Genomic DNA, 14,153 nt, shown 5'->3' on the forward strand with positions numbered 1-14,153 from the left:
CTGTGGCTTGTCCACGGGGTCTAGTTAAAAATACTAATATTATTAGTATTTTTAACTGTTTTTATGGATACCGTGGTCGAGCCACGGTATGACACCCAGCAGGTTTTTCGAGCTATGCAACAACGCTGGTCGAGCCACGGTATCACACCGAACGGGTTTCTCGAGCCATACAACAACGTTAATCTTTCCAATTTAATTCCGGATAGTTTCTAATTTCAACTTTGGAATTACTATTTTTTAGCCATCTCTTAGCTGCTTCTAAATATAGGAAAATTATCGGTGTAATATAAAGAGTAAGTAATTGTGATGTAAGCAACCCACCGACTACTGCAAGTCCGAGCGATCTTCTCTCTGCTCCCGTTGCTCCGACTCCAAGAGCAATAGGCATAGCTCCCATTAATGCAGCTAGGGTAGTCATCATAATAGGTCTGAATCTTATTATACATGCTTCATAGATTGCTTCATGCGAAGATTTATTGCCGGTTCTCTCAAGTTCTAGAGCAAAATCTATTATCATAATAGCGTTTTTCTTAACGATACCGATTAGCATAATAAGTCCAACAAATCCATACATATCAAGCTCGCTATTAAATATTAGCAATGTAAGTAATGCTCCGAATATAGCTGTAGGTAACCCTGAAAGGATGGTTATCGGATGTACAAAACTCTCATATAACATTCCAAGGATTATATAAATGACTATAACGGCAAGTCCAAGCAATAAGCCAAGATCAGAAAAAGACGACTGAAATGCCTGAGCAGTTCCTTGGAAGCTTCCCGTAATCGTAGCCGGCATTTGTAATTCCTTTATAGCTTCGTTGACTTTTGGAACGGCATCGCTAATTGAATATCCGTCTTGCAGGTTAAACGATACCGTAACCGAAGGTAATTGTCCGAAATGTGAAATACTAAGAGGGCCAACAGTATTAACGATTTTAGCAAGCGTAGTTAGCGGGACTAAATTGCCGCTTGCGGAGTTAATATTGACTAAAGATAACATTGACGAATCTGTTTGATATTTAGGATCTAGTTCTAAAATAACGTCATATTGAGCTGTCGGAGTATATAGTGTGGAAATTTGTTCAGCACCATAAGCCGCATATAAGATATTTTGGATTTGCTCGACCGATATACCGAGTTTTGCAGCTTTATATCTGTCGATTTGTACTAAAGTTTGCGGCTGTGCTATTTGTAAATCCGAAGTTACGTCAATAAAACCAGGTAGCCGTGCAAGCTTGTCCTTTAATTTCGGGGCAAAGCTAAATAGCTCATCTTGATCAAGTCCTTGCATAGTATATTGATATTGGCTTTTGGTTGCTTGCCCGCCGATCGTAATAGTAGGCACGTTTTGGATATATACCATTAAGCCTACTAAATGATTTAGTTTTGAGCGTAACTGATCAATTACCTCATCTGCTCTAATTCGTTGATTTCGTGGTTTTAAACTAATAAAAATCGTTCCCTGATTAACGGCAGAGTTTCTACCCGAAACACCGACTGCCGAAAAGAATGAATCTATATTAGGATTTTTAAGTAATACATCGCTTACTTTCTGTTGTTCTTTGACCATCGCATCAAAAGAAATAGTTTGAGCGGCTTCGGTAAAAACTAAGATTTGTCCCGTATCGGAATCAGGCATAAAGCCTTTACGAACTTTTCCGAATAAGTAAGCCGTTGCAATAATTACTAAGAGAAATATAAGCATAGTAGTTTTTGAATGCTCTACCACCGTTTTTAAGCTGCTACCGTATTTTTGTTTTATGTATTCAAAGGCACGTTCGGTTAATGGTAGACCGTCATTGCGAGGCGTCAAAGACGCTGCGGCAATCTCGGTTTGCTGTCCTGAGATTGCTACGTCGCTTCGCTCCTCGCAATGACGGCTTTGCCTCTCATTCCTCAAAAACACATTGCACAGCATTGGAGTGACGGTTATCGAAATAACCCCCGAAAGTAAAATAGCGGTAGTAATAACAACGGCAAGTTCGTGCAGTAATTTGCCTAAAATTCCGCTCATAAATAATATCGGAATAAATACTGCCATTAGGGATAAAGTCATTGAGACGATAGTAAATCCTATTTCTTTAGTACCGTTGATACATGCTGCTATTTTACCTTCGCCTTTTTCCATATGTCTTGTGATATTTTCAAGCACTACTATTGCATCATCTACCACAAAGCCCATTGCAAGGGTGAGGGCCATTAAAGACATGTTATCGATACTAAACCCGAATAGATACATAAAGGCAAAAGTACCGACAATCGATAAGGGGAGGGCAATAGTCGGAATAATCACGGACCGTAAATTATGCAGAAAGAGAAATATAGCAATCACTACGAGTATTAAAGCAAGTAACATAGTAAAATTGGCATCATTTACCGATTCTCTGATAGAAATTGACCTATCAAACATGATATTAATATTAACACCCTCAGGGATTTGCTTGCGAAGTAACGGCAATACTTCTTTTATAGAGTCAACTATCTCAATAGTATTTGTATCGGGTTGTTTTTGAATAGCAAGTATTACCCCGAGCTTATCCCTATACCAAGCGGCTATTTTATTGTTAGCTACGCTATCGATGGCTTTACCTATATTTTTAAGAAAAAGCGGATTACCGTTTTTATAAGTTAATATTAAATCGTTATATTCTTTAGCATTTTGTAATTGCCCGGGCGCTCTAATGCTTGAATAGATATCTTTGCCGTATAAAGCCCCGGTCGGTAAGTTAACGTTGGCAGAGCTGATAATATTTGATACTTGGTCGAGCCCTATATTATTTGCTGCCATTTTAACAGGGTCAACCTGCACACGTACCGCATATTGTTGTGAGCCGTAAACTTGTACCTGTGCAACACCCGGTAACATTGATAAACGCTCAGCCATAATTGTTTCGGCGTAATAGTCAACGGTATATAAGGGTAGAGTATCAGAAGTTAAAGATAAATAAAATATAGGTGCATCGGCAGGGTTTACTTTACGATATGAGGGCGGGGTAGGTAAGTCGTTCGGTAATTGCTTAGCGGCGGATGAGATAGCTGCTTGTACGTCTTGTGCTGCGGCATCTATATCTCGGTCTAAATTAAATTGCAAAGTAATTTGAGTAGTGCCGTTACTATTAACCGAACTCATCGAATCAATATCGGATATTGTTGAGAATTGCTTTTCAAGCGGTAATGCAACTGAAGACGCCATAGTAGTCGGGTCAGCTCCGGGCAAGCTTACTGAAACCTGAATAGTCGGGAAATCGATATCAGGTAAAACGCTTACCGGTAATAGCTTATAGCCGAATGCTCCAAACAGTAAAATAGTTACCATAAATAAAGTAGCAAGAACCGGACGCTTAATAAATATTTCTGAAATACCCAATTATTCCTCACTCCTGTCATCCCGTGGCTTGACCACGGGATCCAGTAATAAAAGTTACAAATATAGCAAATTCTTTAAATTAAAAGCTCGATTTATCTCGCTTTTTTTCTGGATCCCGTGGACAAGCTACGGGATGACAGTTAAACTACTCCTCCCTAACACTCACCTCTGATCCGTTAGATAATCGTAGCTGCCCATTGGTTATCACTGTTTCACCCTCATCTATACCGCTTTTAATAACAATAAAATCATCATTAGAAAAAACTATATCTATATTCTTAACCACAGCCTTATTATCTTTATCGACAACAAATACATAAGGTCCTTGATCGTTAGTTTGCATTGCTTTAGACGGAACTATTAAAGCATCTTTTTCTGTATAAACGGTTAAGGACACACGTACAAACTGTCCCGGCCACAATGCTTCGTTTTGATTAGGTAGAGTTGCTTTAACTTTGATAGTACCGCTATTTGGGTCAATTGTATTGTCGACAAAAACGATTTCACCGTCTTTAATTTCTTGGTCGCTTACGGTTCTAACCGTCAAAGCTAAATCATTAGATTTTTGAGATTTATTAATACGATCTAGATATTCTTCAGGTACGGAAAAACTAACATAAATAGGCGAGATGGTATTTATAGTGACTAGGCTTGCAAAATCCGGTGACACTAAATCGCCTATATCTACCTTACTCTCACTAAGTTTACCATCAAAAGGAGCTACTATTTTTGAATATTCAATTTGTAAATTAGCATCTGCAATAATTGCTTTATCTCGCTCTACGCTTGCTGTAAGCATATTCATATTAGTTAGCATCTGTAAATATTGCTCTTCCGAAACGGCTTTTTCTTCGTATAAACCACGATATCGTGCTTCTTCTTTTATAGCATTTTCGAGGTTATAAGTATCACTTAGTAAATTTGCTTGTGCTTGTTGTAATTGATTTTGAAAAAGACGAGAATCGATTTCATATAATAAATCACCTGCTTTTACTTCTTGTCCGTCATCAAAATTTACACTTAATATTTGTCCCGTAACTTGAGGTTTAATATCGGCACTTTGGTAAGTTTCAGCTACTCCTGCAAGCTCTATCACATAAGGCACGTCTTTTCTGATAACTTTTGTTACCTCAACCGGAGCTGCTATTATTATTTGTTTATTACTTTTATGATGATGCTTTATTACCCAAAATACTAATATTACCATTAGTACTAGTAATGTTATCAATATCAAATTACGCATTATTGTTTTAAGCATTGTTTTAATGTGTTTGTTTATATTAATGTCATTGCGAGAAGAATTACGTAGTAATTCGACGAAGCAATCTCAGGATATTTGACGAGATTGCCACGTCGCTTCGCTCCTCGCAATGACGTTACTCGTACTACCACTCCCCTCCAAGTGCATGGAAAATATTAACTATACTACTTAGCTGTGAGAGCTTTATAGCCACCCCGTCAATTTCGTTTTGTAATACGTTTTGTTTAGCTGTAAGTACTGTTAAATAATCTATATTACCTCGTTTATAACGCTGATCTGCAAGCTTAAATATAGACATTAAAGCTGCTTCGTTTTGTTGCCAAATATGAAAATTATTACTCGATGTTTGTCCTGCCGATAAAGCATCCATAACTTCCCCAAAAGCTGTGCGTACTACTAATTTATATTGTGCTATATATTGTTCTTTAACACTTTCGGCAATTTGTACATTAGCTCTAGTTTTACCAAAATCAAAAATAGGTCCTGCTATGTTGCCGCCCACCTGCCAAGTCTCAGCTGAGTTAGTAAATAGAGTATTAAGTTTATTGCTACCGAATCCTAATAAACCTGTTAAAGAAATTTGCGGAAAATAAGTAGCTTTTATTGCTTGTAAGTTTGCGTCTGCTGCTAGTAAATTCTGCTCTGCTGCTTTAATATCCGGTCTTTGCTCTAAAAGTTCTGACGGTAATATTTTAGGTAATACCGGTAGAGCAGGGAAGTAATCTATTGGTTTATCACGATAAATTAAGCCGTTTACTATATTTTCAGGAGTCCTACCTACTAAAATTTTTAAAGCGGTTTCCTGCTCATGTCTTTGTTGTTTTAAAGGCGGTAACGATAAATTAGTAAGTGCAAGCTCAGAAGCAGCCTCGCTAACCGATATTAGATCACCAACGCCAAGATTATATAATTTCTGATTTAATTTATAAATTTCCGTTTGAGCCTCAATTAGCTTTTCAGTTAGATATATTTGTTTATCTAATGCTAAAAGATTAAAATAACTTATTGTAACGTTACTTATAACTGATAAACGTACCGCTGCCTTGCTATACTCGCTTGCAAGGAAAGTTTTTTTAGCCGATTCGCTAGCATTTGCAGCTGCCCCCCATAAATCCAGTTCATAATTAAGCACGCTTGCTAGCCCAAAATTATTAGAAAATTTTGGCTCATTTGGTGCTTTTGTTTTCTTGCTATTTTTTGTTCGATTTGCTCCTCCTTGTAAATTAATTTGAGGAAACCTATAAGAATTAACAAGGTTAAGCTGTGCTTTTGCAGTAAGTACATTACTCATTGCTAGCTCAATATCGGAGTTATTGTCTAATGATTCTTTAATTAGCTCATTTAATATCGGATCGTTAAATTGCAACCACCACTTGGAGGATGCATTATCTTTCTGTGCTATAGAATAATTATTCCAAGTAGTAGGTAATGGGAGGTTAGGGGTAACATTATCTTGTTTTGTACTGCAGCTACATAACAGGAATATAAAAATTGATGAAATTAGAATATGCTTTGAATAAATAAAAAATCGGTATACGAAGATCAACTTCAAAAAGAGCAAGGAATCCACAAGACGAAGAACGCAGCGTATACTTAATACGTGAGTACCACAGTACTTGTAGGATGACGTAGGCAATTTTTGAAGTTCATCGAGTAGATTCATTAAAATAAATTAACATTACTTAATTTTAATTATGAATCTTTAAACTGTTATGTCAATATAGACTATTATTTTTTCAACTAACTATTTTTGTAACTGCGTAATAATGTTGCTACAGCATATTGTAGAAAGCGAAAGATTTGATGAATTTAAAGGTGAGCCTGCGAAAGCCGTTAAAAATACGTGAGCACAGGCGAATCCTGCAAAATTCGCTTATATCAAGCTTTCTAAAATATGCTGTAACTTTTCAGAAATAACTTTAATATCATAATTTTGTTTAAGAGTAAGGTAGGCGTTTTTAGAAAATTCTTTTGCTTTTAGAGGATTCTCTATTAGATAGACAATTTTTCCTGCTAAATCTTCCGGAGAAGCAGCTTTACAAATAAGCCCGTCTTGCATGTCGCTTAAGATTTCTGCAGGTCCTTCAGTATTTGTACTAACGATAGGTACGCTTGCCTCCATTGCTTCAAGCACTATAATTCCAAACGGTTCATGAAGAGACGGTAAACAAAAAATATCGATTTGTTTGAAAAATTTATCTCTATCGTTAACCCATCCCGTAAATGATATTTGATCTTGTAAATTAAGTTTATGTGCTAAAGCAATTAAATTATCTTTTTCCTCACCGTTTCCACCTATAACAACTTGAATATCATATTTTTTTTCTTTTAAAATTTTTATAGCATTAATAAAAATATCAACACCTTTTTTAGCTACAAATCTTGCTAAGGTCCCAATTACGATAGGTTTTCTATATGTTTTATTTGGAATAAAGTCTTTAGCAATATTTATCATATTCGGTAAGGTGCATATCCTAGATTCGGCAAAGTTATTTTTTAGTAAAAATTCTTTCATATGATGCGTCAAGGCAATAACAAAATCACATTTACGTAGCCCTTTTAAAGTATAATTGTGAGCGATACCTATTAGTTTTATATTTTGTGATTTAGCAAGTTTACTAAAATTTATTGCTCTATTACCGTGTGCTATAATTATATCGGGCTTAATTTTGTAGATTATATATTTAAGAATAAGTACCGATAACGGATCAATCGGTACCAAGTTAGGTAGTTTAAAACTTGTCTTACGTAGAAAGGAATTTATTTTTGCCTTGTAAGAAGTGATATTTATAACCTCAATTTTTTGCATTTCAAGAGCTGCATTATAATCTAAAAATGCTTGTTGAATGCCGCCAAGATCACGACTTAACATAATATTAAGTATCTTCATTACTTTAACTTTTCGATTTCTTCTTCTGTTAAATCGGTAAATTCCATAATTTCATCTAAAGGTCTATTTTTTGCTAACATTTTTTTAGCCATAGAAATTTTTTGCCTGGCTACTCCTTTGGCCTCTCCTCTTGCCTCTCCCCTTGCCTCTCCTCTTGCTTCTCCTCTTGCTTCTCCTTTAGCTTCAGCATCCATAATTTTTTGTTCTTCTACGGCTAAATTATCCATTTCGGTTTTTATCATTTTTTCGTAAGTATTTAGCTCCTCTTCAGACCAGCTAGCTTGATCCAAAGCATAAAAAGCTTTTTTAATAATAAAATCATGACCTATCAAATTCTCCATTTCTTCTAGAGTGCTTTCATGTGCATGTTTAAAGAAATATGCCCATTTTTCTTGAAGATTCTCTAATTGATCTAATTCTTTATTAAATTTTTCAAGCTCTAAAAAAATAAAATAAAAATCTTGTAAGTCGTTCTCGTAAGTCTTGGTATCAAGAAGCCTATGGTTTGATCTCCAGTCTTTTTTATCGGGAAATAAAATAAAATCGGCAATAGCTAAGAATATTACTCCTCGGAGTTTTGCGTATACTGCCATTTTCTTATGATTCTCATCCTCTTTGAGTATTTGCCTTGAATAGGCTTTTGCCGCATAAAGTTGAGCTCTTTTCTCAAAGCCCGGATGTTTACTTACTTGCATCTCTACGATGAATTGAGTACCGTGTTTATCTTTGCACAATACATCTACTATAGATTGTCTATAAGCTGCGATATCCGGATCTTGGATTGTTTTTAAAAAAGCATAGTTATTTTTAGGGTCTAAGAAACGTGAAATTAGCATAATAGTCTATATTTTTATATATCATAACTTCATTATAGCAAATTCCAAGAAATTTGCTATAATACAATTTCCTAATATGTAAAACATTATGATTAGTAAAATTAATTTTGTAAAAATGCATGGTCTCGGTAATGATTTTGTTGTTGTTAACAAACGAGATTTATTAAGTTCATATGATTTATCGCAGTTAGCAAAAAATATGGCTGATCGTCATATGGGTATAGGTTGTGATCAGTTTATTATTTATGAAGAGCATGATGATTTTTATGAGATGATTATATATAATATAGATGGCTCTAGTGCTAAATTATGCGGTAATGCTACAAGATGTTTAGCCAAGTTAATTTATCTTGATACGGGAAAGAAAGATATTACTGTAATGGTAGGCAATAAAAAATTGCTATGTAATGTGGAGGATGAAAATAATATTAGCGTTAATGTAGGAAGTGTTAGTTTTAGTGAAGCTTGGATGCCAAGCCGTGATAAGATTTGGGAATTTGCAGAGCGTTATATGATTGATTTAAAGGAGACTATTTGCGTTGACGTTGGTAATCCGCATTTGGTTATTTTTAGTAAGCTAGAGCCTCAAGATCAAAAAATTGTTGGTAAAAAATTACAGGCTAAGGAATTATTCGCAGATGGGGTAAACGTTAATTTTGCTGAAGTAAAAGATAATAAAATCTATTTATCCGTATGGGAGCGAGGGGCAGGGCTAACACTTGCTTGCGGAAGCGGAGCTTGCAGTAGTTTTGCTGCCGGTTTAAAACTCGGTTTTATCCATTCACCAAGCACGATAGTATTTAAGCATGGTAGCCTTACTATGAAAGAAGAGAGCGGTAATATAATAATGCAAGGGGCAGCTAAGCTTGTAGCACGTGGGGAATATTACTGTGAGCAATAATTTAAGACAAGAAGTAGTAACATTTGGCTGTAGACTTAATATTTACGAAAGTGAGATAATACGAAAAAATTTAGAGTTGTCGGGCATTGATAATGTGACAATATTCAATACTTGTGCTGTAACTAAAGCAGCTGAGAAACAAGCAAGACAAGCTATCCGCAAGGCTAAAAAAAACAATCCTGATTTAAAAATTATCGTTACTGGTTGTAGTGCTCAAACAAACCCGCAAATGTACGGTGATATGCCGGAAGTGGATAAGGTTATAGGTAACGAAGAGAAGTTATTACCTAATTACTACCAAATTACCGATGAAAAAATAACAGTTAACGATATAATGTCGGTGAAAGAGACGGCAGGTCATTTAGTAAGTAGCTTTGACGGTAAATCTCGTGCTTTTATTCAGGTACAAAACGGTTGTGATCATTTTTGTACTTTCTGTATTATCCCTTATGGTAGAGGAAAAAGTAGATCAGTACCGATAGGAGCTATAGTGAGCCAAGTAAAGCATTTGGTATTAAACGGCTTTAAAGAGGTGGTATTTACCGGTGTTGATGTTACGGCTTACGGTTCAGATTTACCCGGAAGCCCAACATTTGCACAAATGATTAAACGAGTTTTAAATTTAGTGCCTGAGCTAAAAAGGCTTCGTTTATCTTCAATAGATGTTGCAGAAATAGATGATGAACTTTTTGAGCTTATAGCTTACAGTGAGAGGATAATGCCGCATTTTCATATTAGCTTGCAAGCAGGCGACGATATGATATTAAAACGTATGAAAAGACGTCATAATAGAGCAAACGTAATAGAGTTTTGTCGAAAGCTACGAGCAATAAGACCGGAAGTATCTTTTGGTGCGGATATTATAGCTGGTTTCCCGACAGAGACTCCTGAAATGTTTGAAAATACAAGAAAATTAATTTCAGAAGCGGAATTACAATATTTACATGTTTTTCCTTATTCGGAAAGAGAAGGAACGCCTGCAGCACGTATGCCGCAAGTACCGAAAGCTATAAGGAAAGAAAGAGCTGAAATTCTAAGACAAGAGGGGCAGAATCAGCTATCTGAGTTCTTTAAGAAGCATATAGGTCAGAAAGTAGAGTTATTAGTAGAGAATAATAATATCGCCCATACTGAGAATTTTATTCCGGTGAAGTTAGATGAGCCTTTAGAAATAGGGCAGATATTTAAAGCGAAGCTGGTGGGGATAGAGGAAGGGCATATGAGGTGTATGTTGGTTTAATATGCTGTTATGTCATTCCCGCGAAAGCGGGAATCCAGAAAAAAACGAAATAAATTGAGCTTTTTATAGCTGTATTTTTTATTACTGGATCCCGTGGACAAGCCACGGGATGACAGTGTTTAACATAAAACAAAAAACAATCATGGAAAATATAGAAACAATATTAAGGCTTGCTGAAGAAAAAATCTTATTAGTACAAAGTTTAAAAGATCTGCAAGAATATAAAGTAGAGTTTTTAGGCAAGAACGGTATAGTGACCGGTGAGCTTAAAAAACTAGGTAGTTTAAATGAGCAGGAACGTAAAGAATTTGGCTTAAAAATCAATAAATTAAAAGATAAAATACAGAATATAATAAAAGCAAAAGAAGAAATTTTAGAGGAGCAGGAACTAAATTTAAAACTTGCTGCCGATAAAATTGATTTAACAATCCCTGCAAGAAGATATAAGCAAGGCTCTATTCATCCAATAACACAATGTAGTGAGGAGTTAATACAAGTATTTTCGCAGTTTGGTTTTACTATAGAAAACGGACCGAATATAGAGAATGATTTTCATAATTTTACTGCTCTCAATTTTGAAGATGACCATCCCGCAAGGCAAATGCATGATACTTTCTATTTAAAAGGTCAGGAAAATAATAAACCGCTGTTATTACGTACTCATACCTCAACAGTGCAGATTAGAGCTATGAAAAACGACAAACCGCCTTTTAGGTTTATAGCACCCGGTAGGACTTATAGATCGGATTCGGATATGACTCATACGCCGATGTTCCACCAAATAGAAGGGCTTGTTATTGATAAAAATATTAATATGGGACATTTAAAATATGTTATCACGAAATTTATAAAAAGCTTTTTTGAAAATTCTAATATTGAATTACGTTTTAGACCCAGCTTTTTCCCATTTACCGAACCTTCTGCCGAAGTTGATATTCGGATGAATAAAAATGATAAATGGCTTGAGGTACTCGGTTGCGGGATGGTCCATCCAAACGTGCTTAAAAATGTCGGTATTGATAGCAGCGAGTATCAAGGTTTTGCTTTTGGGCTTGGAGTAGAGCGTTTTGCAATGCTAAAATATAATATCAAAGATTTAAGACAATTTTTTGAAGGAGATATGCGTTGGCTTAAACATTATAATTTTGGGAGCTTTGATATACCAAATTTAGCAGGAGGGCTTACGAAATGAAATTTACGTTATCATGGTTAAAACAATTTTTGAAGACCTCGGCTTCAGTTACTGAAATTGCCGAAGCCCTAACAGCTATTGGTCTTGAAGTAGAAGAGGTGATAGATAAAGCGGCAGAGCTACAAAAGTTTGAAGTAGCATATATTACAAATACTAAACCTCACCCGTCAGCTGATAAATTAAAGCTTTGTGATGTTGATACTAAAAGCGGTATGCGACAAATAGTTTGTGGTGCGAGTAATGCAAGAGCAGGTATAAAAGTAGTACTTGCAAATATTGGAATAGAAATACCAAACGGTAAATTTAAGATTAAGGAATCTGTTATTAGAGGTGAAAAAAGCTGTGGTATGCTTTGCTCTGAAGAGGAATTACTGCTAGCTTCAGAGTCTGAAGGGATTATAGAGCTATCTGAAGATGCCGTAGTTGGAGAGAATTTTACTAAATATTACGGTTTGGATGATCCGGTATTTGTTATTAACGTTACTCCTAATCGTGGTGATGCGTTAGGGGTTTACGGCATTGCAAGAGATTTATCGGCAAAAGGACTCGGAACACTTAAAGAACTAGAAATTCCGGAAATAAAGAGTACATTTACTTCTAAAATGAAGCTTAACGTGCAAGACAAAGAAGCCTGCCCTTTATTTACTTTTAGAGAAATAAGAAATTTAAAAAATAAACCAAGCCCTGATTGGTTACAGAAATTATTAAAAAATGTCGGGGTAAAAACTATTTCAAGCTTAGTGGATGTAACAAATTATATTTCCTATAGCTTTGGGCAGCCGATGCATGCTTATGATGCGGATAAGATAAAAGGGGGGATTAGTGTAGGTCGTTATTGTAAGCGTCATTGCGAGAAGCGTAGCGACGAAGCAATCTCATGCCAAAATCCTGAGATTGCCGCAGCTGCTTTGCAGCCTCGCAATGACGTAAGGGTATTCCACGCCCTAAACGGCAAAGAATATTTACTTACCGAAAATGATTTAGCTATAAAAGATGAAAGCGGTATTCAAGGTCTTGCCGGTGTCATTGGCGGGGCTGAGAGTAGTTGTACTAATAGTACGACTAATATAATACTGGAAGCTGCATGTTTTAATGCTAAAATGGTTGCAGCTAGCGGGCGAAGATTTCAAATTGATACGGATGCTAGATATCGTAATGAGCGTAATATCGATAGAAATTTTACGGAAAAAGCTTTAGACATAGCGACTAATCTTATTTTATCAATATGTGGAAACGGCGAAGTATCGAAAGTAGTGAAATTCGGTGAGAAAGAGCCGCAAAAAAAACCTTTAGATTTTTCAGCATGCTATTTAGAAAAAATTACGGGAATTAAATTAAATATCAAAGAGATAGAAGCTATATTAAATGAACTAGGATTTATTACGGATGTTAAAGGTGAGATTATAAAGGTAATAGCTCCCTCTTGGCGTCATGATATAACTATTTTAGAAGATATAGCTGAAGAAATCGCTCGTATTTACGGCTATGATAAAATAGAGAATATAAAACTACCCGAACTAGACCAAGATAATAATAAGCTAAGAGAGCATAAAAGAGTATCTAGTTTTAAAAGGATATTAGCAAGCAAAGGCTATGATGAGGTAGTAACTAACTCTTTTATGAGTAGTGAAGATGCAAAGTTGTTTGCTGAATTAAAAGAAGAGTTATTTTTGCTTAATCCTATTAGCATAGGAGATAATTATATGCGTCCTACTATACTGCCGAATTTGTTAAGTATAGTAAGTAAAAATCTAGCACGTTCTATAAAAGATATGGCTTTTTTTGAAGTTGGACCTAGTTTTATAGATTTAAATACGGAAGCAACTTATTTAACGGCAATTATAAGCGGTTCATATAATAATAAAAATCCTCATTCGTTTGGACGAGGCTATGATGTTTTTGATCTTAAAGGCGATTTAGAGCTGGTAGTGGATTATGCAGGACTATCTATAGATAAATGTATAGCAACAAATGGGACAGCATTGCCACAATATTATCATCCAACTAGAGCAGTAAATATAGGGCTTGGTAAAAATTTATTAGGTCATTTTGGACAGATACACCCTAAAATCTTGAAATATTACGATATTAATCAGGAAATATTTGCATTCGAGCTAAATATTACAAATTTGCCGTTGATAAAAGCTAAATTCGGTAAAAGAGACGAATTTGCAGTATCGGATTTCCAAGCTAATTTTAGAGATTACGCATTCATTGTTGATCAAGATCATAGAGTCGGTGAAATAATATCATATATAAATAATTTTAATAAAAAGCTTGTCAAATCAGTTATATTATTTGATATTTATAGCGGTGATAAATTACCTGAAGGTAAAAAATCTATAGCGGTTAAAATAGAGCTACAAGCAGATGATCGGACGTTATCTGATACTGATTTAAATTCGTTCAGTAAAGATTTAGTTGCTGCCATCTCGCAAAAATTTCAAGGAACATTAAGAGAATAAC

The 14,153-nt window shown here is 35.4% G+C and carries 9 protein-coding genes and 2 pseudogenes; 5 read left to right on the forward strand and 6 right to left on the reverse strand.

Features of this window, described 5'->3' with window-relative positions:
* Positions 1 to 23: 23 nt before the first annotated feature.
* From H6P87_RS07510 to H6P87_RS02990, 4 genes and pseudogenes are all read right to left on the reverse strand, one after another.
* Positions 24 to 120: pseudogene (locus H6P87_RS07510) on the reverse strand (permease); the annotation flags it as partial.
* A gap of 58 nt (positions 121 to 178) precedes the next feature.
* Positions 179 to 3,316, reverse strand: coding sequence for an efflux RND transporter permease subunit (locus H6P87_RS02980; RefSeq protein ID WP_458693841.1), 3,138 nt, complete (start codon positions 3,314 to 3,316; stop codon positions 179 to 181).
* A 196-nt stretch (positions 3,317 to 3,512) separates the two neighbouring features.
* Positions 3,513 to 4,625, reverse strand: coding sequence for an efflux RND transporter periplasmic adaptor subunit (locus H6P87_RS02985; RefSeq protein WP_246438070.1), 1,113 nt, complete (start codon positions 4,623 to 4,625; stop codon positions 3,513 to 3,515).
* Positions 4,626 to 4,752: 127 nt separating this feature from the next.
* Positions 4,753 to 6,174 (reverse strand): efflux transporter outer membrane subunit, encoded by a 1,422-nt coding sequence (locus H6P87_RS02990; protein ID WP_202069979.1) that lies wholly within the window; start codon positions 6,172 to 6,174, stop codon positions 4,753 to 4,755.
* Between the two features lie 220 nt (positions 6,175 to 6,394).
* Between H6P87_RS02990 and H6P87_RS02995 the strand changes: the two are divergent.
* A pseudogene (locus H6P87_RS02995) lies at positions 6,395 to 6,530 on the forward strand (palindromic element RPE3 domain-containing protein); the annotation flags it as partial.
* Here the strand turns inward: H6P87_RS02995 and H6P87_RS03000 are convergent.
* Together H6P87_RS03000 and H6P87_RS03005 are read right to left on the reverse strand one after the other, a co-directional pair.
* Positions 6,502 to 7,518, reverse strand: a complete 1,017-nt coding sequence (locus H6P87_RS03000; protein ID WP_202069980.1) for a glycosyltransferase family 4 protein — start codon at positions 7,516 to 7,518, stop codon at positions 6,502 to 6,504. The pseudogene H6P87_RS02995 and the gene H6P87_RS03000 overlap by 29 nt on opposite strands.
* Positions 7,518 to 8,354, reverse strand: a complete 837-nt coding sequence (locus tag H6P87_RS03005) for an Rpn family recombination-promoting nuclease/putative transposase (protein ID WP_202069981.1) — start codon at positions 8,352 to 8,354, stop codon at positions 7,518 to 7,520. The genes H6P87_RS03000 and H6P87_RS03005 overlap by 1 nt, the downstream gene beginning before the upstream one ends.
* Before the next feature lie 88 nt (positions 8,355 to 8,442).
* Between H6P87_RS03005 and dapF the strand changes: the two genes are divergently transcribed.
* The 4 genes from dapF to pheT all read left to right on the forward strand — a co-directional run bounded on the left by dapF (position 8,443) and on the right by pheT (position 14,152).
* Positions 8,443 to 9,255, forward strand: a complete 813-nt coding sequence (dapF, locus tag H6P87_RS03010; RefSeq protein ID WP_202069982.1) for a diaminopimelate epimerase — start codon at positions 8,443 to 8,445, stop codon at positions 9,253 to 9,255.
* On the forward strand, positions 9,230 to 10,495 hold the full coding sequence (gene mtaB, locus H6P87_RS03015; protein ID WP_202069983.1) for a tRNA (N(6)-L-threonylcarbamoyladenosine(37)-C(2))-methylthiotransferase MtaB: 1,266 nt from the start codon (positions 9,230 to 9,232) through the stop codon (positions 10,493 to 10,495). The genes dapF and mtaB overlap by 26 nt, the downstream gene beginning before the upstream one ends.
* A gap of 142 nt (positions 10,496 to 10,637) precedes the next feature.
* Positions 10,638 to 11,687, forward strand: coding sequence for a phenylalanine--tRNA ligase subunit alpha (gene pheS / locus H6P87_RS03025; RefSeq protein WP_202069984.1), 1,050 nt, complete (start codon positions 10,638 to 10,640; stop codon positions 11,685 to 11,687).
* Positions 11,684 to 14,152, forward strand: a complete 2,469-nt coding sequence (gene pheT, locus H6P87_RS03030; protein WP_202069985.1) for a phenylalanine--tRNA ligase subunit beta — start codon at positions 11,684 to 11,686, stop codon at positions 14,150 to 14,152. Before pheS ends, pheT begins: the two co-directional genes overlap by 4 nt.
* Position 14,153: the final 1 nt, after the last annotated feature.

The organism is Rickettsia tillamookensis, from assembly GCF_016743795.2.
Classification (GTDB): Bacteria; Pseudomonadota; Alphaproteobacteria; order Rickettsiales; family Rickettsiaceae; genus Rickettsia; species Rickettsia tillamookensis.

Excerpts from the sequence above, each read along its gene's own strand:
- H6P87_RS02980 (WP_458693841.1), bottom strand. The coding sequence starts at position 3,316 with ATGGTAACTATTTTACTGTTTGGAGCATTCGGCTATAAGCTATTACCG.
- pheT (WP_202069985.1), top strand. The coding sequence starts at position 11,684 with ATGAAATTTACGTTATCATGGTTAAAACAATTTTTGAAGACCTCGGCT.
- H6P87_RS03005 (WP_202069981.1), bottom strand. The coding sequence starts at position 8,354 with ATGCTAATTTCACGTTTCTTAGACCCTAAAAATAACTATGCTTTTTTA.
- H6P87_RS02985 (WP_246438070.1), bottom strand. The coding sequence starts at position 4,625 with ATGCTTAAAACAATAATGCGTAATTTGATATTGATAACATTACTAGTA.
- dapF (WP_202069982.1), top strand. The coding sequence starts at position 8,443 with ATGATTAGTAAAATTAATTTTGTAAAAATGCATGGTCTCGGTAATGAT.
- pheS (WP_202069984.1), top strand. The coding sequence starts at position 10,638 with ATGGAAAATATAGAAACAATATTAAGGCTTGCTGAAGAAAAAATCTTA.
- H6P87_RS03000 (WP_202069980.1), bottom strand. The coding sequence starts at position 7,518 with ATGAAGATACTTAATATTATGTTAAGTCGTGATCTTGGCGGCATTCAA.